Consider the following 21,734-nt stretch of genomic DNA (forward strand, 5'->3'; position numbering starts at 1 on the left):
GTTGCTATAAATTTATAGTGTTTTAAGGAATATTCCGTATTAATTTGAAAGGCAATCTTCAATATTTGATATTTAAATGATGCCTTTACCAGGTTATTTGCTTTTTGCCTTTTGTTGTAATTATCTTTGGAAATATTAAAACTTCCTCTACTCGACGAACGTATAAACCTCATTTACAAATTCTGTAACCCTAAAATACCCAAAAGCATAATCATCGGGATTTTCTGGATTTATGTAATTACCTTTTAGCCGTGTTGGTACGGTTGCAAAGGGGTCTCCTGCATTATCGCCTTGCTCAATTAATGTATCCAAAAAATCATAATATTGTTCGGATATGCCAAACAGGTATATATCTACCATATCTCCGGGTAGTATCTCATCTGCTTGGTCGGCCTCGTTTTCTTCATAAAAAACAGACATTTCGTTGCCATTTGTAAATTCGTCAGATAAGACTACCCTTAGAGGCAGCAAATCATTACCTTCCAAAAATGTGGCATAATAAAAATTCATCTTATCTTCTGGATCATTAAAATAGATGGTTAGGTCTAGCTCTTCTTCGTCTGAACCACCTATACGGGATTGCTCTATTCTATCTATTTCAGGAACAGGTATTAGTGTTTCTTGAGCGGTATAGGCCTCATTATTATAAATCACCTCTAAGTTATAGGTGTTGTTGATTATTGGTTCAAAATCTGCGGTTGTATAACGACCATCCTGTTGGTCTTCGAAAATAAACACATCGCCGTTTGTAACGTTTGCAACCCTTACAGATGCGCCTGTTACAGGGCTTGGTGTTAGATCGTAAAATGGGGTGGATAGGCTTAATTTTATGGTTTGGTTATTTCCTAACGAGCCTTTTTCCCAACCTAGAGATGCTTCAATAACCAAACGTGGGGCTTCGGTTGGTACGCTTATATCTACCACATCTGTGCAGGAAAAAGCAATTAAACCAAGTAAAGCCATTTTTAGTGCGTGTTTTGATTTTAATATGTTTTTGCGTATTATTTCTATTAAAGTGTTCATTTTATTAAAATTTGAAGTTATAGGTTATTGAAGGGATAATACCAAATATGGAAGTCCTTGTTGCTTCGTTTGCTCCTGTATTATAATTTTGACCGAATGTTATAGAGGCGGCATTTCTTCTATTGTACATATTATAAATGCTAAAAACCCATTCGCCTTTCCATTGCTTATCTGGTTTGCGATTGGGTTTGTAGGTTGCCGAAACATCTATCCTATGGTAAGCAGGTAATCTATTGGCATTTCTATTGTTGTAGATCACAACAGAAGATCCGTCGTATTCAAATTGACCGGTTGGATACGTAACTGGGCGACCGGTTTGATAGACTGCATTTGCGCTAAATGTCCAATTATCTGTAAATTTATACATTCCTGTGATGGAAATATCGTGTGTGCGATCAAAAGGCGCATTATACCAATTGCCATTATTAATTCCCGGACCTCCTGCAATTCCACCAAAAGAGCGTTGCTCTGTTTTGGCCAAAGTATATGAAAACCAGCCCGTAAAGCGCCCTTTGTTTTTTCTAAACATCAATTCCAAACCATAGGCTCTTGCTTCGCCATTTAAAATTTCGGTTTCGATGGTGTTATTACCTATTAAATCTGCACCATCAATATAGTCAATTCGGTTGTCGGTAGTTTTATAATAGGTTTCTGCTTCAAAGGAATATGTATTGTCATTGAATTTTTTATAATACCCTAAAGCATATTGGTTAGACAGTTGCGGTTTTACATAAGTTCCGCTCGTTGTCCAAACGTCTAAAGGTGTTACTGATGCCGTATTAGATAGCAATTGCAGATATTGTGCTGTACGTGTGTAACTTCCCTTTATTGAAGAATGGTCAGATAATTTGTACGACAATCCTAAGCGTGGTTCTAAATTTCCGAATTGTTTAATGGTTTGGCCTCTAGAATATTCTGTTTCTCCAATAGCTTCACCACTTTGGTAGATGCCTAGTCCTTGGTTATAAACTACTGGCTGATTATTTGCATAATTTGTGATGGCCTGTCCGCCCAATCTGTTGAATGTGCTGTAGCGCAAACCATATCTTGCGGTAAGCTTATCCGTAATAGTATGTTCTACACTAGCATAAGCTCCTGCTTCAAAAGCCCTTTTTTGGTCTAATTTTAATGGGTTAATGGGTGAGGTGGGCGTAGATGGTGTGATTTCTCCAGGATTTAAACCGTATGAAATACCACTTAGCCCAAAGTCTATTTTCAATTTATCGCTTGCATAATAGCCAAAATCGTATTTTAGGTTGAAATTTTCTATATCTGATATCCAATCCAATTTAACAAAATCGAGTACTATTTGATAGTCGTATTTACTATATATAAGCGATAAGTTAGAGAATAGTTTATCGTTAAAAATATGGTTCCAGCGTAGGTTACCAGTGATGTTACCGTAGTTACTATCCAAAAGGCTTGATATATTAAAAACATCTCTACCGAAATAGCTTGATAAATATATTTTATTGTTTTCGTTAATTTCATAATTGGTTTTTAGGTTTAGATCGTAAAAACTAATTTTACTATTACCTAAATCGTCTGCAAGCCCCATAAAAAGCTGTGCATATGTTGTTCTCCCTGCCAAAAGAAAAGAGCCCTTCTTTTTAAACAAAGGGGCTTCTACGGCAAGCCTACTTGAAATTAACCCAATACCTCCATTAAGCTCTAGCCTTTTATTGTTACCGTCTTTTTGCCTTACATCTAAGACCGAAGCTGTTCTACCACCGAATTTAGCAGGAATATCACCTTTATATAGCTTTACATCTTTAATGGCATCATTATTAAAAACCGAAAAAAGTCCAAAAAAGTGAGACGTATTATAAATAATCGCTTCGTCTAAAAGCACTAAATTTTGATCTACGGCTCCTCCCCTGACGTTAAAACCCGCAGAACCTTCTCCATTATTGGACACTCCTGGCAGAAGCTGAATGGTCTTTATAAGATCGACTTCACCTAATACGGCAGGTGCCAGTTTAATTGTTTCCGCTTTTAAAATAACAACGCCCATTTGAGGCTTCCGAATGTTTAATCTCCCTGAATTTTCAGCTGCTGTAATCACTACCTCATCAAGTGTGCTTGGATCATCTTTAATTTCAATGTTGAGTTTTGTATCTTTATTAAGAAATACCTCTTTTTGTATTTCTTTGTATCCTAAATACGAAACAACCAATATGTATTTTCCTTCTGGCGCCGTTATTGAGTAAAAGCCATATTCATTTGTGGTTGTGCCTATTGTTGTACCTTTTAAATAAACCGTTGTGGCAAACATTGTTTCGCCATTTGTTTCATCGCTAATAGTTCCTCGCAAGGTGTATTCTTCTTGGGCAAATATCATGCTGTTAATTAAAATAAAAAATAATGATGAAAAAGATTTTTTGAACAATTGATTTGAATATTGCATATATAATTTGATTGTTTTAAAATAGATTATTTTGCTTTGTCGGTAATGTCTAAAGGTTTACGCTTGGCTGTGATGCAAGCCAGCCTTATATACTATATTATGAAGGTTATAATTGCCATATTATTGGATGCGGCGTTGTAAATTTATTAGCGATTTACCTCATCCAATAATTTTTGTTTTTTCATAATCTTTAATACTATGTAAATCATCGATGAAGCCAAAGCGCCATAAAACCAGAAGTCATATTCAAATCCAATAGCCTTTCCTTTTACCGTTTTGCCTAAAAAACCAAAAGCCCAAAATATTAGAAACACGGCTGCTAAACCGTTTTTCTCTTTTTTTAATGCCTTTTTTATACTAAATGGATATTTGGCTTTTTGATAATATTTAAATGAGGGTATAAACGCAGGTGTTTTTTTTGCCCAATCCAGATAAGTGTTTCCAAATTTTTGTCTTAAAAAACTTTCTTCGGTATACATTATACGTTCATAATAAAATGCATATAACAAAATGAAGGCTATCACAAACCAAGTGTTATTAGTGAGCAATGCCACGCCAAGCCATATAAAGAAATTACCCAAATATAAAGGATGCCTAACTATTGAATAGATGCCTGTTGTGTTCAGCTCTTCAGCAATTTGCCCTTCTTTTGTATTTCTTCCAGAAGTGTTTATTGGCGTATGAGCCACCGTGACCACCCTTATATACAAGCCAAATAAACTAATGCCAAGCCAGATGTAGTTGAATAATTGCGGTATCGAATTGTCTGTTATCTCATTTTTGTGATATTCTGAATGGATAAATACCGATAGACCGATAACTAAAATAATCAATGGCAAATAACTTCTATTTTTAAATAAAAAGTCGCCTTGTGTTTTCAATTCTTCTTGTAGTGCCATACTTTAATGATTTAAATTCCCTTAAAGAACGACATGTAGATGTACAAGATTATTTGCAGGTTGTCCAGAATGCTTATTCTGCACCAATTATCTTTTTTTTAGCAATAGAATTCTTGAATTGCGTAGGAGTTATTCCTTTGACTTTCTTGAATGTAGCATTAAAAGTGGACTTGGAGCTAAAACCAACTTCTGTTGCCATCCCAAAAAGGGTAAAATGGTCATATTGGTCGTTTTTCAGGTTTTTTACAAACGCTTCAACCCTATATTCATTTACAAAATCTTGAAAACTTTTCTCTAAATGTAAGTTTAGAACTTCAGAAATATACTGTCTGGGAATATTTAATTTTTTTGAGACCTCATGAATCGATAATCTAGAATCCACAAACAATTTTTCTTTTTCCATTGCCTGTATTAAAGCGTTTTTATATTTTTCAATCAATTCAGGCTTTAGGTTAGAGGATTTGTACTTGTTAATCTTGGCATTTGGTATAAGTTCCTTTGGTTTGCTTATGAAATAAAATGTGATAAAATAAAACAAGAATGCAACAACAAGGAGCAAATAGGTATTAAAATCGTCATCATCAGAAAATACAATGGGTGCCAACTCAACCAAATCAAGAACACCATTTATATATGAAATGCTCATTATTAAAACAATAGGGACAACAAAGTACAGAATCCAATTTGCCCTTTTAGTTTTAAGTAAGTTGTATAAAACATATATTAAGTAACCCAAAAACACAAACTCAATTAACGTCTCTATTATTTCTAAAAAATCGTTTTCCCGATCTGAGACAATTTCCAATGTTTCAATTAAAAATGAAAATAAACTGGGCAAGAAAAATAAATAATCCCTTTTTAAAAAAACCTCATTGTCCGATCTAAAATATTTAAAATACAAAAAAAGGAACGTCAGGAATAGCGAACTGTCAAACAGAAACCAATCTGCGCCATCTATAAAAAGGTTGTTATCATCACTACCAATTATGTATAACAGTATAGATACAATACTTCCAAAAAACAGCCAAAAAGTTGCTTTCTTATATTTCTTTTTGGTTCTATAAAAAATAAATAAAATAAAAAGGCCTTGCAGCAAGGCAACAATTTGGATGATTTTAAGCATTTGTTCCGTTTTTTAATGAGCTACCCCACGGCAGAGTCATTGAGGTATTAGAATAGCGTTAATTTATTTTATTGTACTTGGGTGTGTGATTTAAACTCTATTCTTTGTTCCATTCTTTCGGGGGTACCCCCAAAGGAATGGTCGCCAAATCAAGCTTGATCCGTCCTTCAAATTTAATGTATAATTGTTGGATGGTCAAACTCCAATTTTGGATCGGGCTTGTCCATTTTTTCTGAATGTGCTTTGTGGCCAGGGCTTCCAGATCAGAAAAAACATGGATGAGGGCCGGCCCCTTGTGTGCAAAGGCCTCTTTTAGTACAGGTTTTTACATTTTTGAATTGTTCTACGTTCCCGGCTTCTATGTTCATTGCCCCCTCAACTGGCCAAAGTCTATTTTGCTGTCATATTTCCATGACCGGCCCCTGCCTTTTTTCTGCTTCCCAGTAGATTTGTACAAAAGGTCGGCATCATCGCGCAACCGGCTCACCAACCGGAAGCCGCTGTCCTGCAATTTCGCCACAAAACCGAGTTTGGAGAAATAGGCATCGGTCACCAGATATAATTTTTGTTAGACCTATATAACGGGATTTCCCTGGTGAAGCAAAATTGGCAGCCATTCGAAAGCAACTTTCAATATGCTTATAATCAAAATGTTACCCTATTTGTGGAATTATTGTTCTTAATATATTTTGCTAATTTAGAAGTGTTTAAATTATAATTGAACGGAGTATTGAAACCATTATTTATGGTTAAAAAAATTAACCATATTTTTAAAAGAAGCCTATAGGATAATGAATATTTTACTATGATCAGTGCGTTTTTCCTTCTTTTATTTGACGTTTTCTATTAAAAGTAATCCCATTGCAGCCAAAACAACTATCCCCGCGATAAAAAAGGGTAGAGAAAAGCCCCCTGCTATCATCCACGTTCCGAGAAGCGGGCCCAAAATCTGTCCCACACTATTTGCCGATGTCTGAATAGAAATATTGCTGCCGGCATTTTCTTTTGAAAGCAAGGAAACAGCTGAAAGCAGGTTCGGGGTCACCATAGCGCCCCCTACGGCAAATATGATGATTAACCCATAGACATAAAATTCATTGTTAAAAAAGGGAAATGCAATCATAGAAATTCCTGAAAGCAATAATCCGGCTCCAATTTGTTGTTTTACCGTTATAAATTTCTTACCATAAGTCGCAAATACAGGTTGTAATACCGCCATTACACCTCCACAAAGCATAAAAGCCATGCCTATCTGATTAACCGAAAATAACAACTCATCTTTTCCGTAAATCGAAAAAACCGTTTCGAACAAGGTGACCACAAATTGTAAAACAAAGGACAGCAATAAAAGAACAAGAAAATACCTGCTGAAAGAAAACCTGACAATTATTTTCTTTGATACCAACCTATTGAGCCTTGTTGTATTCTTCAACCATTTGGCGGTCATTAGTAAGACAATAAAACCAAAAAAAGCAACCAAAAGAAATGGGACGGAAAAACGATCCAAATGCAGTAGTCCCCATGAAAACTTCCAATGCATGTTTGTCTGGGATAAAAAGCCGCCAAGAACTGGACCAAAGATAATTCCCGAACTCAGCGCAACCCCAGACCAGGCCATTATCTTTGTCCTTCGTTCTTCGGAAGTGATATCACTAAGGTAAGCGTTGCTCACAGGAATAACAGCCGATGTGAATATCCCCCCAAGGATACGGGCTATATAGAGCATGGCAAGGGAGGTCGCCAGCCCGGTGAGCAATTGCATTATAATAAAACCGATCAGCCCCGTGATGATAATGGGTTTACGGCCGTATTTATCGGACAGCCTGCCCCAAAGTACCACGAAAAGAAGCTGAAAGAGAGGATATATACTGGTGAGTAGGCCAATATGAAAGTTGATCGAATCACGATCCAGGTTATCTTCTAAAGCAAGCCTTTCGGTATAGTAGGGAAGGGTGGGCAATAAAATGCCATATCCCAGCATGACCAAAAATAAGCTCAGCAGGATTAAAAATATCCTGCCGAGCTTTCTTTTTTTATCCATTATTTCTTTCCGATTTTATTTTTCAATAATTGGGCGTTAATAGCAACTATAATGGTACTTAAACTCATAAATACGGCGGCTACCGCAGGTCCCAGTACAAATCCGGTAGAGTATAAAACCCCGGCGGCCAAAGGAATGGCGACAATATTATAGCCGGTAGCCCAAATGAGGTTTTGGATCATCTTGTTATAGGTGGCCTTACCAAATAATATTAAATTGGCAATATCTTTTGGGTTGCTGTTCACCAAAATAATATCGGCAGTCTCTGCGGCAATATCAGAACCGGAACCTACGGCAACACCAACATTTGCCTGTGCCAGGGCTGGAGCATCGTTTACCCCATCTCCCGTCATCGCAACAAATTCCCCTTTCCCTTGAAGTTCTTTAACAATCTCTACTTTTTGATGTGGCAATACTTCGGCATAATAACCGTCCAAACCAAGTTTATCACTTACGGCTTTGGCGGTTTTTTCATTATCCCCGGTAGCCATGTATACTCTAATATTGTTCTTTTTAAAGGTTTTTATAGCTTCTGCAGATTCTGGCCTGATTTCATCCGAAAGGGCTATGTATCCTGCCAGTTTTCCTTCAATCAAAACAAATACCACCGTTTCGGCGGCATCGCTGTAAGCATCCTCGGGAATGCTTATTTTCTCGTCCCTTAAATATCCTGGGCTTACCACTTTTATTTGTTTCCCTTCCACATCCGCTTCCACGCCTTTGCCCGTAATGGCATTGAAATTTTCCGGTTTTGGGATGGCCACGTTATCTGCCTTCACTTTTTTAATGATCCCAACAGCGATGGGATGTTCAGAGCTTTGTTCCAAAGCACTTGCCAGCCGTAATATTTCACCTTTTGAGAATTTTTCATTTACAGATTCAATACGGGTCACCCCAAAATCACCTTTGGTAAGGGTTCCGGTCTTGTCGAATAATAATGCCGAAATTTTACGGGATTCTTCAAATGCGGTCCGGTTACGGATCAATAAGCCATTCTGCGCGGAAACCGCGGTTGAAATCGCCACTACCAATGGAATGGCCAAACCAAGGGCGTGGGGACAGGCAATGACCATAACCGTAACCATTCTTTCCAATGCATATACAAATGGAAACCCTAGGATTAGCCAAACTGCCAATGTACCAAAACCAATGGCCAGTGCAATGTAGGTAAGCCATTTTGCTGCCCTATCCGATAGGTTTTGCATTTTTGATTTGGTGCGTTGTGCCTCATCGACCATTTTAATGACCTTGTTGAGGTAGCTGTCCTTGCCTGTATGCTTGACCCTGACCCTTAAAGTGCTGTTGCCATTAATGGAACCTCCAATAACTGTATTGTCCAATTCTTTTTTTACAGGTTTTGATTCCCCCGTTAGCATAGATTCGTTAAGGTAACTGGAACCTTCGGTAATAATACCATCTGCCGGTACTTTTTCCCCCGGTTTAATAAGGATTATGTCCCCTTTTGTAAGCTCATCCAGTTTCACGTCTTCAATGGTATCCCCAACAACTTTGTGCGCTTCTGAGGGGAGCATGCTTACCAACAATTGCAAGGCTTTCGAGGCACCCAAAACCGATTTCATTTCTAACCAGTGCCCCAAGAGCATAATGACAATAAGCGTACTCAATTCCCAAAAGAAATCTTCGCCTTTCAAGCCAAATACGGTCGCCGTACTGTAAAAATAGGCAACACTGATGGCCATCGAGATGAGTGTCATCATTCCCGGACCTTTTGATTTTATTTCGTTGTAAAATCCTTTTAAGAAGGGCCAGCCGCCCCAGAAATAAACAAAAGAAGAGAGTATAAACAAGATATAGGGATTGCCAGGCAATAAAAATGTATATCCAAAAAATTCCTGTATCATTGGTGAGAAGAACAGGATTGGAATGGTAAATATTGTTGATATCCAGAATCGCTTTCTGAAATCGGCGACCATCATTTTGTGGTGGTCGTGCCCTGCCATCCCCATTGGTACATTGCCTCCATGATCGGAATGATCCATTTTAGAGTGGTCCATCTTGGAACGGTCTTCTTTGGCCATAGCATCATCATGCCCGTGTTTGGTTTTTTCGACCAAATAATCTTTTAACTGTTCTTCTTTTTTCTTCGCTTCTTCTTTTGCGGAATCCTTTGCGTTTCCATTTTTGCCGTGTTTGTGGCCATGATGTTTGTGATCTTCGTGATTTTCCATAGTTCTCTGTTTTTTAAAGGTTAGGGTATGTTAAATTATGTTTTTTTTAGGTGTCCCGAAAGTATTTTGGCAATGCTATAATTGCAATACCATCGTTTATCTGTCGGAATGATATGCCAAGGATGCTGGCTACAGCTCTCTATCACCATGTATATGTATTCTCTTTCAACTCAGCGGGTGCTTTGCTATCCGCTACCGAATATTTCCATTTCTTGCTCGGGTTGGTTTTCCGCTCTTCCGGTTTTTTCTTTTGTTCTTCTTCATAAATATGAAGAAAGGATTTCAATACGTGAATATTATTTCTAATCAGGTGGTCTTCGAGTTCATTTATTAATTGGCAGCGGTGCTGAATGTCCTCCTTTCTTAGCGATTCGTTTAATGCAGGAACAAGTATGTTTTCATAATAAGAACGATTAAACACTCCAATCCTGCTCTTCCCCGGAATATACGGATATATCCTCCATAAAAAATCGTGCTCTGGTTCCCGGCCAATCGGCGCTTTAAACGAAGTTACATGCACTCCCTTAGGGATCATGCTGGAAAATGCGTGGTGCGCAGTACCATCTTTTCCCGAAGTATCTATACCTTGTAAAATAATAAGCAGCCCGTAACGTCCATCTGCATAAAATTTATTTTGCAATGAAAAGAGTCCTTTTTTTATTTTCTTCAATTCTTTTTCACACTCTTTTTTAAAAAATGTTTCAGCTGGGAAAGTGGGAATGTTTTTTAGTTTTGTCATTTGAAGGTATTTTGCCTGATATTATTCTGTTGGATTTGTTGAGGTGGTAAAGGAATGTTCTTCAATCCAGCTTATCATATTTGCAGCAGCCAACCCAAGGTTGCCGACCTGACAATGCGATTGAGCCTGTTCCTTTCTTGTGAAGATTCGACCTGTGACAGACCGGGCAGCGGTCAATAATTTCAATTGCTCAAAAAATTGCACTAATGGCACGAAATGATCCTCCGCTCCAGCCATGATCAAGACATCCGCCGCCACATTAACGGAAGCTGCGTATCCGTTATATTCTTTCAATTTAAAAAAGAATTCATAAGGCGTTTTACACCCCATAACATGCATACCCTGGGCAATACCCCACTGTGAGTACATATCCCTTTTCATCATTAGTTTTGCAAAAGCATTAAGAACAAAAGACAATCTCATGCTTACAAGCCCTTTAATGAGATACCCTGCAACCTTACCTCTTCTTGATGTAACACATGCAAAAAAGTCCAGCATTACATCATAGGCAATTACTCTCTGTACACGTTTCTCCCGGGATGCAGCCCTGATAGCAAGGTAGCCGCCAAGGCTCATGCCAATCAACGTTACATTTTGGGCTTCGATATAATCCAGAACGGCTGCAACTGGTTTTTCCCATTCGTGTGTCATAGGTACTTTCTCAAACATGAGCGTTGAGCCTTGACCAGGTCCATCAAACATTATTACTTCATAACCATTTTCACACATAGCTGCACCAAGTGTATAAAATTCTTCACTGTGAGAATCAAATCCGCCATGTATGAGGATGATGCCCTTAGTTGGTATGGTTGGCGTTAACCTAAAACCATGCAGATGATTATTGCCATAAGGCACCGACATCCGTTCAAGATTTTTTCCCTCTTTCGAGTGGTAGAAAAAACGCAAATACTTTTCAAACGCCATCTTCTTATTGGGGTCGGCAGGATCCTTAAAAAATTCCGCAGCACGGTATAGTTCCATTGCATAATCCGTATTGCCCTCTTTTTCAAAAGCCACAGCTTTAGCAAAAAACAGATTCTTCCAATCATCAAAATTTTCGACGTGGCGTCCAATCTCAGCAAACATATCTTCCAAACCAGGTATAAGGAATCGGTTAAGCTGAAAATTAATGTTTGCATCATTGTGAAAATGATGGAAGTTGGTTATGGGGAAGAAAGCCTGATTGGTTGGAGCTTTCCGGATATCTCCATTTACCAGAATTTCAGGATGCTGCTGATGTGCCATTTTTGTATTTTTTATTTATGAAGCCTGTGAAGAATTAGAGCATGTTTAAAAACGATTCACAAGAATCATTCGATTCTATTGAGGATAATCTGACAATTCTGCCACAATACCCAATATTCCTGACTTTCCGGTGTTTTTTCATAATCCTTGTCCAGTCGCCTGAAGAAATTGAAGATCCCGAAGGTCCTTTCGGTGACCCATCTCCACTTTACCGGGACAAAGCCTTTCGAGGATGGCGGGCATGACGAGATCTCCACTTCCAGCCCTATTACCGTCCTCTCGACCCACTCCATGAACACCTTCTTGTAGGCATGGTCGGCCAGTATCTTTTCCATCCGGTCCAGATAGCCCAACAGGGGCTCCACCACCCTCTCGGCCACCGCCCCGTCGGCCTGGTTCGCCGCGCCTACCACAACGCCCCATACCAGGCCGAGGGTATCGGTGATCGCGTGCCGTTTCCGTCCGTTTATCTTCTTGTTCCCGTCGATGCCCTTCGACTCGGAGGTCATCGGCCCCGCCTTGACGGACTGGCTGTCGATCGACAGCATACTGGGCGTTGCCCCCTTTCCCTGCCGCTTCCTCTCCATCATGTTCAGCCCTGCGTTCAGCCTTGAAAGGGTGCCGTCCCGGCCCCACTTCCTGAAATGGTAGTAGACGCTCTCCCATTTGGGAAAGCATTCCGGTAGGTTCCGCCATTGGCAGCCGGTGCGCAATATCCAAAGGATGGCGTCGGCAATGTCGCGCAACTTATAGTGGCCCTTGATTTTAACGGGAAGGAATTTTTTCATAATTTCCCACTGTTGGGCAGTCGATCGGGTGTATCTCGATTTCATAAACTCTGTTTTATTTGTGAACTACAAAGTTTATACTGCCCAACTTTTTTTACAAACTTTCACCCAAATTTGTTTTTAAACATGCTCTTAACGCAATTATCCATGGCAATGTAAAAGTTAACAACACCCACTTGAAATCTGAACCGATCATAAAGTTAACAACTGTCATTAAACCTATTGAACTTATTCCTGTAAATATAACGATACTAAATGCCCCTCTTAAGCGTTTCCGAAAAGACGTGAATGCAATAACAATAATCAGCAATCCTGTTGTGAAAATGTAACCTCCCATTACCCAGAAAACCTTTTGCAACCAATTTAAAAGACCAGGAATATTTTCCTTTGTATTTTGTAATGTAGAACCAATGTAGCGGAGGTCTTCCGGCAGTAAAGGTGGTCGTAAAAAAACAAAGTACATCCCCATGGCAGCAAGGAGTGATCCTCCCAATGCAAGGATGGGTGTTGAGTATGGTCTAAGGTTCATAGTGGAGGTTTAAGTAATCCCAGTGATAAAGTTTTTACATTTTTGTGATCGTCGTGATTTTCCATATTATTGATATATATTGTTTTTAAAAGTTAAAAATTCCATTTAATCCTCGTGTAAACTGTATTAAATAACAACTCATAACTATTTGTGTTTCCTAGTAAATTTTGCGAAATAATCGATAGGTCAAACTGTTTCCCCATCAGTACATTGAGGGCTGGATTTATAAAAACCGCATTATCTGTAGGGGAATACAAAATGTTCATGGATAGGTTTGTTATGGCACTGAATTCATAAGATAACTGTGTAAAAATATTATGGGGAAACGGGGACAGGTTTTTTACCCCTATTTCTGTTTCTACCAAATCCCCAATGGCATTTTTGCTTTTCCCGGATGAATTATAAAAATAGGATCCATAAACATATAGGGAATTTTTGAAGGCATAGTCCACCGAAAACGAAGAAATAAATGTCCCGGAACCTTCGGAAAAGTTTTGGTAATTCCTAAAATAAGAGAGTTCGGTTTTTAGACCGGCATTTCTTATATTCCCTGCCCATCCCGTGCCTATCACAATATCGCGTTTGTAAACCCCGCCAAGCAATTGTATATCGTAATTCCATTTGTTGAATTTGTACAGCGCCGCCGCAATCAGTTCGTCCGGGTCATCGGTTATCTTTACCGCCATATCCAAGGTATAGTCCGTATCCTTAAAATACTGTACCCGCAGGGCATCGCTTCCCGGCCGTTCCTCATAGTCAAAATCGATGAACGAATAGGCGTTAAAAATGTCGTTGGGGTTAAATATCCGGTCCACCCCCCAATTCACCCTTTGCCTCCCCAGGGTAACCTGCCAGCTGGTATTTTGCCATTGTACCCATAAACGATCCATGGTTACATTCAGAAGTGCATCATTTCGTTCAATTAAATTAGTTGAAAGGTCAATTATCCCATCGTCATCAATATCGGTCAATAATGGATTAACTGTAATTTGGTCCCCAACAAACAGCCTGTTCCTTACTTCAATACCCACTTTCCAACTATCGGAAGGGTACCACCGGAAGTTGAGGCGGTTATGGAGCAGGGAATTGGTAGAGACGGAATCCAAATCTGTAAAGGAAGTCGCCTGGATCCCCTTTACATAACCATTCAGTTCCCATTTCTTTTCTTCAGTCTGGGCCATTGCCTTGCTGTTATAAATTAGTATCAATAATATGGTGTAGAAGTAAAACTTCATTTTCTTGCTAAAACCTGTTTAGTATTTTGTTGTATATCCGACACTACTTTGCCGTCTTCGAGCGTTATGACCCGCCTTGCCCTTTTTATGACCCGTGGGTCGTGGGTCGAAAAAATAAAGGTGATATGTTCCTCCACATTTAATTTCAGCATAATATCCAATAAATTTTCTGCCGATTTGGAATCGAGGTTTGCCGTGGGCTCATCGGCCAGCACAAAACGGGGTTTTGAAGCCAGGGCCCTTGCCACGGCAACCCTTTGTTGCTGCCCGCCCGAAAGTTGTGATGGCTTTGAGCCAGATTTATCTTTTAGGCCAACGGCTTCCAACATTTCTTTTGTTCGATCCTCACGTTTCTTGGTAGGCCAGTTTTGCAGCAGCATGATGAACTCGATATTCTCCTTGGCGGAGAGCACAGGAATCAGGTTATAGGCCTGAAAGACAAAGCCGATGTGCCTGAGCCTGAAATCGATCAGTTTGCCCCCGGATAATTTCAGGATGTCGCTGCCATCGATCATCACCGAACCATCACTGGCATCATCGAGGCCACCAATAACATTAAGCAATGTGGTCTTACCGGAACCCGATGGCCCCACGATAGCGGTAAATTCCCCTTTTTCAATATTCAGGCTTACCTTGTTCAGGGCATATACCGGAATGGTATCGGGGTTATATATTTTGCTCACTTCCTTGGTTTCAATAACATTCATGACTTCTTGTATTAATTTTGTTTGCTAATAGCTTCGTTAGGTTTTAACATCAAGGCTTTTATTGCCGGGTATATAGAGGTTATCACTGCGGTAAGGATGACCAAAACTGTAATAATTATATATACCCTGGGTTCCAGCGTTGGATAAACAATATTAGTAAACCCCCAACCCGCCAATCCTTCGGAAAACAGGCTTAAACTAATTCCTTTATAATTTAGGGCCGAGACGGTAATAAAGCCGATCCCCATCCCTACGGCACCACCTAAAATAGAAAGGTAGGCGGTTTCCATCACGATCATCGTGAATACGCGCAGCCTGTTCATTCCGATGGCCATTAATATGCCCAGTTCCTTGTAACGTTCCAAGATCGACATCAACATGGTATTTAATATCCCAAAGGCCAGGGCGATCAGCACAATGATGGTAACGATAAAATCCATTTGGTCTATCCAGTTACTGAGCAGCTCCAGATCTGCATTGGCTTCGCGCCAATCCCGTATCTGTACATCGGGCCCGCTGAACCTTGCTTTTAGGGAAGCGAGATAAGGTGCCAGTTGATCCGGATCGTTGAGCTTAATGACTATCTTGTTGTATTGCCCTTCAATGCCGGCCAGTCTGGTAACATCTGCAAGGTCGGCATAGACCAACATTTCTTCGTCCCTGGCCTGGGTGGCATTGTACAGGCCCGTAACCCTGAACGTTGAGGATATCAAGGTCCCCTCTTTGCCCTCAAAGCCCAATACCACTTTATTGCCTGGTTTTATATTGAGTTTTTTGGCCAGCTTTTCCCCAAGTATAATGGGGTTCCTCACCTCTGGGGCAAGGTAATCCCCCGAAGAGAGCCTTGATTTTAGCATCGTGGTTTTCTCTTCCGCCCCGGGCAATACGCCTATAAGGACGATATTGGATGAATAGCCGGCAGAGGCGATGATACCATACACTTGGGTCCTGGCCGTAGCGGCTTTTACTTCCTCATCCGTTCTAATTTCCTCCAATATCCTTTCTCCATTGGAGATGGTAGTGACCAATTTTTCGTTTTTTACAAAATCGGGGTTCTCAATCTGTACATGCCCGTATTTATGTTCGATGGCGTCTTTCAGCGATTCAATGTGCAGGGTGTCCGATACGGCCAGGATAATAACCGTTGCCCAAATCCCGATTGCCAATGAAATGACCACGACCAGGCTTCGGGTCCTGTTCCTCCAGATATTTCTCCATGCTATTTTTAAAAGCGTTTTCATTTGTTCATATTTATTTTTTTGATGCCACGGGCTTTAAAATTGAAACCTGCCGTATGGCATATATTGACAATAGTATCGAAACCACCAGTATAATAAGGGTATGCTTGGTAAAAACACCGAAATCTACAAGTGTTGGCAAAATGGGATCTATCCCATAAGCCTCCCAACCAGCAGCCGTCTTTCCCCTGAATTCAATGGGCCTTGCCTTAAAATAGCTTACAAGGGGGTAGCTGGACAAAAACCCAAGGACCGCGCCCAGCAATGCCATAAAGAATGTTTCGATCAATATCATTAGTTGCATTTTCGTTTTTCGCATGCCAATGGACAATACTATGCGTAGTTCATTCAATCTTTCATGGACCATCATTATAATGGTTCCAAGAATACTAAAACTTATGAGTATGTAGAGTAGAACTATGGTTATTACGCGCATTGCATCAATAAGACCGATGGACTGGGTGAGCATTGGCAACATTTCCTGCCAGGGTTTGGCGGTAAAACCGGCCTCTAGTTTAGTCTCCAAAGCCGCCAAAGCCTGCTCCTGGGATTGGTTTGGCTTTAAAAAAACCGGAATGGAAGTAAGCCTGTCGTAGGCACCATATAAAAATTGGGCGTCTTCCAGTTTTAGGATCACGATATTGTTGTCCAGGTCCGGGGAACCCAGCCTTATGATCCCAGAAACCATATACTTATCGGCAGCGCTGGCCCCGTGATAGCCTTCGCCCACCAGTACCAGGCTGTCCCCGACCAATATATTCATTTTTTCGGCCAGCCCTTTGCCCACCAAAGCCTGATTGTTGGCTTCGCCAAGATATTTTCCTTGGATGATCTTTTTATCAAATCCTGTTATATTTTTCTCTTTATCGGGATCTATGCCCATTACCAAAGTGCCCCTGGTAAGCTCGTTGGAAGCCAACAGCGCCACCGATTCCAGACGGTACGAAAAACCCTTTATCCCTTCCATGCCTGCAAGTTCCGTATTCAGGTTTTTATCCGGCACAAAGGAATTGTGGAGGGATTTATCCTCCCAATACCCCTCTTGCTGAATTTGAAAATGCCCGCTGTACACTCCCACCAAGCTGTCCGCCATCTGTTTGTTCAGGCCCAGCAGCAGGCTGTCCATAAAAATGGCAAATACAATCGCAAAAACAATGGAAGCCACCGTGATCAGGGTTCTTCGCCTGTTTCTCCACAAATTTCGCCAGGATAGTTTAATGATCATTTTATTTAATGTTTTTTAGGTTTCTTAAAGAGAAAAATGTATCCTCCATTGGTTTGTCAAACTCAATGGATTTATATTTCAAAACAGTTCTATTGCCGGGATCCCTGGCCGGGGTTATCTCCAGCAGGCTTGTTACGGTGCGGCCTCCCATTGTTTTAATATTCTTGCCCAACAGGGTGTTCACCAACTTGCCTTCTTCGTCATAATAGGCCAGTTTCAGGAAAAGGGATTCTTCCACATCTACCCAGGCTTCCACCTTTCCCCAGACCACCGAGGCTTCCTCTTTGGGTTTTAAAAGGATCTTGTAGGCTTCCCTGCCGCTTATTTCTTCCTTTCCAATGAGTGTATGCTCGTAATCATTGACCATGGAAGATTGTTTTACCAGATCGTCATTGGTAAAATCGGAACCCATCCAACTTTGCAGCATACTGGATGGCGGGAGCTTTATACTGCGGTCAATACGGGGCACCCAGTTGTAGATCTCGTCCCCCCTTTTCAGGAAGGCCGTTCCCTGGTCCCTGGCCGGACCGGTAATTAAAATCATCATAAGGTCATTGCCTTTGGTCCATAATTTCAAATCTATTTCACGTGTCCATTTGGGCCGGATGATATTTAAGGTCATTGTGGCGGAACTGGTCTTGCCAAGCCTTTTGTTGTCGGCTTTTTCAATAATACTTTTTGCACTGTCCTGAACGGGGGCCGTGCCGCTTACCAGGAACAGGGAAATAATGGCTATAAAAGCTAGTGGGATAAATGATCTGATTTTCATAATGATCTAATTAAATGTTATCGTAATTTTTTTCGCATTGCTTCGGAGATATTTTCGGCATAAACGCCGTAGGCATCCACCAACAGCCCCTTAATTTCATTTTTGGAAGAAATGGCATAGAGGATGCTGTTGTCATCAGTACTGCTCATGCCTTCAAAGCGATAGGTTTTATCTATTTTGAAATCTTCTGGACGGATCTCAATTTTCAGGGACGGACATTCCAGGCATTCGGGCTTTAAGTTGAAGTCATAAGGATACTCGGTTGCCTGTAAATCGTTTACGGCTTCTGAAAGTGTATCATAATTTTTCATCTTTTCATTCTTTATAGGTCATTGTAAAATAACCGCCGTATTCTTCGCTAAACTTCTGAAAGGTTAATAAACCGCTTCCATTTAATTTCTCGTTAACGGTATAGTTGAGTTGCTTAATACGAATTCCCAAGGCATAGGCCTTTACATTGATTTTGGATTGAATGTTCATATTGTTTCCAGAAGATTTCAACTTTCTATCAAAAATTTTTATGGTGCTTTTCGAACCAAAGAAATTCAGCAGGCCCGAATCAAAACTCATTTCCAGTTCAATATCTTTCAGGTTCTCCAAATCATATAACTCTTTAAAATTTTTTGAAGTGGTATTGATTTCGGTTTCCTTTGATTTTGGGTTTGAAAACGAAAATGCCATAACCATTATACTGGCTTCATCTGGCTTACAGCGATAGGTGGTGGTGTATTTATCGGTAGGTTTTTTGTCTTTGTCAAAAAGTTCCGTGACCACCTTAATTTCATAATAGCCATTTTTCTTTATTGTTTCACCGGCTTTAAAAGTTTGTTTGTTGAGAAAAGCACCTTTTTCATCATAATTTTCACGAATTACCACTCTTCCTGAAATCTGCCCAATGAGCATTTCAGTTTGTCCATTCATTGTGATTCTGAATAAGATAAATAGTAGTATGAAGCCTTTTTTTCTCATATATGACGCATCAATTTTATTGTTCTTCTTTATCGTATCTGTTTAGTGCCCACCACAGCAGGAAGGGGTGTTTCCTTTATCCTGGTTAGATTTGTATACCTCCACTATTCCATTGTATAGATTGCGGGAATCCTTTTTTATAAGAAGGGCCAGTTTCTTTATGGATTTTGGCTCGGAGTTTACCATTTCCAATAATATTTCCAATGCTTCTTCAAGTAGTTTTGGGTCATCTTCCAATGCCTGGTAAAATGGTTCAAAATCCATGCGGTCCTGTTTTTGCAATTCTCCTGTTTTCATAATGTATTGATTTTTGGTTTTTTATTATTTTTATTTTAAGCAACTTCATTTCCTGAAACTGTCCCTTTTTCAAAACAATCCAGGTTATAAATGGTGGTATCTGCTATATTGGTCAGGGCTGTTTCAGTCAAAAAAGCCTGATGGCTGGTTATCAAAACATTGTTAAAGGTCATTAAACGGGCGATTACATCGTCCTGTAAAATGTCTTCGGAATGGTCTTCAAAGAACAAGCCTTCTTCCTCTTCATAAACATCTATCCCAAAATATCCTATTTTACCTGTTTTCAATCCTTCAATGACCGCTTTGGTATCCACCAATCCCCCACGGCTGGTATTGATGAGCATTATGCCGGGTTTCATAAGTGAAATATGTTTGGAATCAATCAAATGCCTGGTAGAAGATATTAAAGGTACATGCAGGCTTATAATATCTGCTTGCCGGCAAATGGTTTTATAATCTGTATATTTTACACCGTAAGAGCTTATTAGATTTTTATCTTCAATTATATCCTGAGCAAGGATTTTGCAGCCAAAACCATATAGTATTTTAACGAGGATGGCACCGATTTTTCCTGTTCCAATAACCCCTACGGTCTTCCCGTTCAGGTCAAATCCTGTGAGTCCGTTCAATGAGAAATTCATATCCCGAACCCTATTATTGGCCCTTATTAATTTTCTGTTCAATGCGAGTATCAAGGCCATTGTATGTTCGGCAATGGCATAAGGTGAATAGGCAGGGACCCGCGAAATTTTGATGCCCAGTTCGGCAGCCTTTTCAGTTGCTACATTGTTATACCCCGCCGTACGAAGGGCGATGTACTTAACGCCCAGGGCACTTAACTTTTCCAGTACTTCGGCCGAGGCATCGTCGCTCGTGAACAAACTTATGGCCTCGGTACCCTGTGCCAAAGAAGCGGTGTTTTGGGCCAACCGTACTTCAAGTAGCTTAAGCTCGTGCCTGCCTTTATTTGCGGATAGCAAATGGGGCTCTTCAAATTTGTGGGTGCTGAATACCGTTGTTTTCATTTCACTTTTTTTTTAATTTCCTAACTGTATTAAAATATACCCTATGCCCACGATGATAACAGTTCCAAAAATCAGCATCACGAGTTTGCCTGCTTTTTTGGAACCTTTAAAATAAGTAATGGCCAATTTCACAATCATATTGCTTATGGTTGCGGTAATAATGACATTGGCTGCGAGCGCGAGTTTTTCTTCTAAAGACCCGAATTTTGCCATACTTATGGTTATGGCATCCGTATCTGCCAATCCTGCAATCAGGGCTGAATAGTATAAGCCACTTTCGCCAAAAAACCTATTTCCATAAAAAACGGCAAATAGAATAACTACATAAATGCCCCCGAAACCAAGGGCATTCCAGATATTGAGCGGATTGCCAAGGTTGATAGCTGTCTTTGCGACATCGGTATCCTTTTTAATAAATATGAGCGCGCTTATCAAACAGATAATCGTAAGGATGGTAAAGGGAACCGCTATAAAGGAGAGTAGGGCACTATTGAAAATATAAACCAATACCGCAAGGCGTGGGAACATTATGGCCGAAGCTATGATTATTCCCGCAGCATATTTTTTTGAAAGTTCTGGCGATTCCTTACTTCGGGAAGCATAAATCCAGGCAACCGCGGTGCTGGAAATCAATCCGCCCAAAATTGCCGTGAGCAATATACCCCGCTTGGAACCTACATATTTTACAAGGAAGTAACCAATAAAATTCAGAAAAGATACGATCACTATAATGGCCCCAATCTCAAATGGGTTTAACAAACTTTCTGGACCATAGTCCTGATTTGGCAAGAAAGGCAAAATAAGAAGTGCGATAATCGAAAATTTGATGAAAGCAAAAAGTTCTTCGGAAGTAATGTTCTTTATAAACGTATTAAAAGTAGTTTTAAGCGACAATAAAGTAACCACGATTACTGCGGTAGCAACTGCTTTCTTATGCAAATGGTTGGCAACCATAACACCCAAGATCAACGTGGCAAACAATGCCATATTGGTGGTAATGCTGGTCATTATGTGTTTTTGCACTACGGAAAAATGCGTGAAAGACAAGAACAAAAGGAATGCCGCCGCACTGATAATGACCAACCACGGGGTGTAAATGATGGATAGACTCCCCAAAATAAAACCAATAATGGCGACAATCGGGAAGGTCCTTATGCCTGCAAATCCTTGTTCCTCCTTTAGCTTGTCGTATTCACGTTCCAGGCCAAGGATAAGGCCAATGCCCAGACTAATGAGTAATCCGAGGATAAATGGGTTGATATTTTTTAATGCTTCCACCATTGTTT

At 40.1% G+C, this 21,734-nt stretch carries 21 protein-coding genes; all 21 read right to left on the reverse strand.

The features are described 5' to 3' along the window. Nucleotides 1–147: 147 nt before the first annotated feature. Nucleotides 148–1,023: a DUF4249 domain-containing protein gene (locus tag JM83_RS18310; protein WP_144963523.1), complete on the reverse strand. Its 876-nt coding sequence runs from the start codon at nt 1,021–1,023 to the stop codon at nt 148–150. Nucleotides 1,024–1,027: 4 nt separating this feature from the next. Further along, nucleotides 1,028–3,364 (reverse strand): TonB-dependent receptor, encoded by a 2,337-nt coding sequence (locus tag JM83_RS18315; protein ID WP_261376865.1) that lies wholly within the window; start codon nt 3,362–3,364, stop codon nt 1,028–1,030. Between the two features lie 212 nt (nt 3,365–3,576). After that, entirely contained in the window at nt 3,577–4,329 is a 753-nt protein-coding gene (locus JM83_RS18320; protein ID WP_144963525.1) for a methyltransferase family protein, read from the reverse strand. A 73-nt stretch (nt 4,330–4,402) separates the two neighbouring features. Next, nucleotides 4,403–5,452, reverse strand: coding sequence for a helix-turn-helix domain-containing protein (locus tag JM83_RS18325; RefSeq protein ID WP_144963526.1), 1,050 nt, complete (start codon nt 5,450–5,452; stop codon nt 4,403–4,405). Nucleotides 5,453–5,816: 364 nt separating this feature from the next. Next, nucleotides 5,817–6,005, reverse strand: coding sequence for a hypothetical protein (locus JM83_RS18330; RefSeq protein WP_144963527.1), 189 nt, complete (start codon nt 6,003–6,005; stop codon nt 5,817–5,819). A 276-nt stretch (nt 6,006–6,281) separates the two neighbouring features. Next, nucleotides 6,282–7,493: an MFS transporter gene (locus tag JM83_RS18335; RefSeq protein ID WP_144963528.1), complete on the reverse strand. Its 1,212-nt coding sequence runs from the start codon at nt 7,491–7,493 to the stop codon at nt 6,282–6,284. Next, complete coding sequence (locus tag JM83_RS18340) at nt 7,493–9,682, reverse strand: copper-translocating P-type ATPase (RefSeq protein ID WP_186435041.1); 2,190 nt, start codon at nt 9,680–9,682, stop codon at nt 7,493–7,495. Before JM83_RS18340 ends, JM83_RS18335 begins: the two co-directional genes overlap by 1 nt. A 142-nt stretch (nt 9,683–9,824) precedes the next feature. After that, nucleotides 9,825–10,421: a polyphosphate kinase gene (locus JM83_RS18345; protein WP_222430243.1), complete on the reverse strand. Its 597-nt coding sequence runs from the start codon at nt 10,419–10,421 to the stop codon at nt 9,825–9,827. Nucleotides 10,422–10,442: 21 nt separating this feature from the next. Beyond that, nucleotides 10,443–11,666 (reverse strand): alpha/beta fold hydrolase, encoded by a 1,224-nt coding sequence (locus JM83_RS18350; RefSeq protein WP_144963529.1) that lies wholly within the window; start codon nt 11,664–11,666, stop codon nt 10,443–10,445. 65 nt (nt 11,667–11,731) lie between these two features. Continuing rightward, on the reverse strand, nt 11,732–12,499 hold the full coding sequence (locus tag JM83_RS18355) for an IS5 family transposase (protein WP_144959460.1): 768 nt from the start codon (nt 12,497–12,499) through the stop codon (nt 11,732–11,734). A 49-nt stretch (nt 12,500–12,548) separates the two neighbouring features. Beyond that, entirely contained in the window at nt 12,549–12,983 is a 435-nt protein-coding gene (locus JM83_RS18360; RefSeq protein ID WP_144963530.1) for a hypothetical protein, read from the reverse strand. A 92-nt stretch (nt 12,984–13,075) separates the two neighbouring features. Continuing rightward, nucleotides 13,076–14,218 (reverse strand): hypothetical protein, encoded by a 1,143-nt coding sequence (locus tag JM83_RS18365; RefSeq protein ID WP_144963531.1) that lies wholly within the window; start codon nt 14,216–14,218, stop codon nt 13,076–13,078. Continuing rightward, on the reverse strand, nt 14,215–14,925 hold the full coding sequence (locus tag JM83_RS18370) for an ABC transporter ATP-binding protein (RefSeq protein WP_144963532.1): 711 nt from the start codon (nt 14,923–14,925) through the stop codon (nt 14,215–14,217). Before JM83_RS18370 ends, JM83_RS18365 begins: the two co-directional genes overlap by 4 nt. Before the next feature lie 11 nt (nt 14,926–14,936). After that, nucleotides 14,937–16,166 (reverse strand): ABC transporter permease, encoded by a 1,230-nt coding sequence (locus tag JM83_RS18375; protein WP_144963533.1) that lies wholly within the window; start codon nt 16,164–16,166, stop codon nt 14,937–14,939. A 10-nt stretch (nt 16,167–16,176) separates the two neighbouring features. Further along, nucleotides 16,177–17,388, reverse strand: coding sequence for an ABC transporter permease (locus tag JM83_RS18380; RefSeq protein WP_144963534.1), 1,212 nt, complete (start codon nt 17,386–17,388; stop codon nt 16,177–16,179). Between the two features lies 1 nt (nt 17,389). After that, a complete protein-coding gene (locus tag JM83_RS18385) occupies nt 17,390–18,157 on the reverse strand; it encodes an outer membrane lipoprotein-sorting protein (RefSeq protein WP_144963535.1) in 768 nt (255 codons plus the stop codon). A 17-nt stretch (nt 18,158–18,174) separates the two neighbouring features. After that, a complete protein-coding gene (locus tag JM83_RS18390; RefSeq protein ID WP_144963536.1) occupies nt 18,175–18,468 on the reverse strand; it encodes a phosphoribosylpyrophosphate synthetase in 294 nt (97 codons plus the stop codon). A 4-nt stretch (nt 18,469–18,472) separates the two neighbouring features. Then, the gene (locus JM83_RS18395; RefSeq protein WP_261376866.1) at nt 18,473–19,078 is read right to left on the reverse strand and encodes a hypothetical protein; all 606 of its coding nucleotides are present in this window, start codon (nt 19,076–19,078) and stop codon (nt 18,473–18,475) included. Nucleotides 19,079–19,168: 90 nt separating this feature from the next. Further along, entirely contained in the window at nt 19,169–19,423 is a 255-nt protein-coding gene (locus JM83_RS18400) for a hypothetical protein (RefSeq protein WP_144963538.1), read from the reverse strand. Nucleotides 19,424–19,458: 35 nt separating this feature from the next. Next, complete coding sequence (locus JM83_RS18405) at nt 19,459–20,448, reverse strand: 2-hydroxyacid dehydrogenase (protein ID WP_144963539.1); 990 nt, start codon at nt 20,446–20,448, stop codon at nt 19,459–19,461. Between the two features lie 12 nt (nt 20,449–20,460). Next, nucleotides 20,461–21,729 carry an MgtC/SapB family protein gene (locus JM83_RS18410; RefSeq protein ID WP_144963540.1) on the reverse strand — a complete coding sequence of 423 codons (1,269 nt, stop codon included), beginning with the start codon at nt 21,727–21,729 and terminating at the stop codon, nt 20,461–20,463. Nucleotides 21,730–21,734: the final 5 nt, after the last annotated feature.

Origin of the sequence: Gillisia sp. Hel_I_86 (assembly GCF_007827275.1) — a bacterium.
GTDB lineage: Bacteria > Bacteroidota > Bacteroidia > Flavobacteriales > Flavobacteriaceae > Gillisia.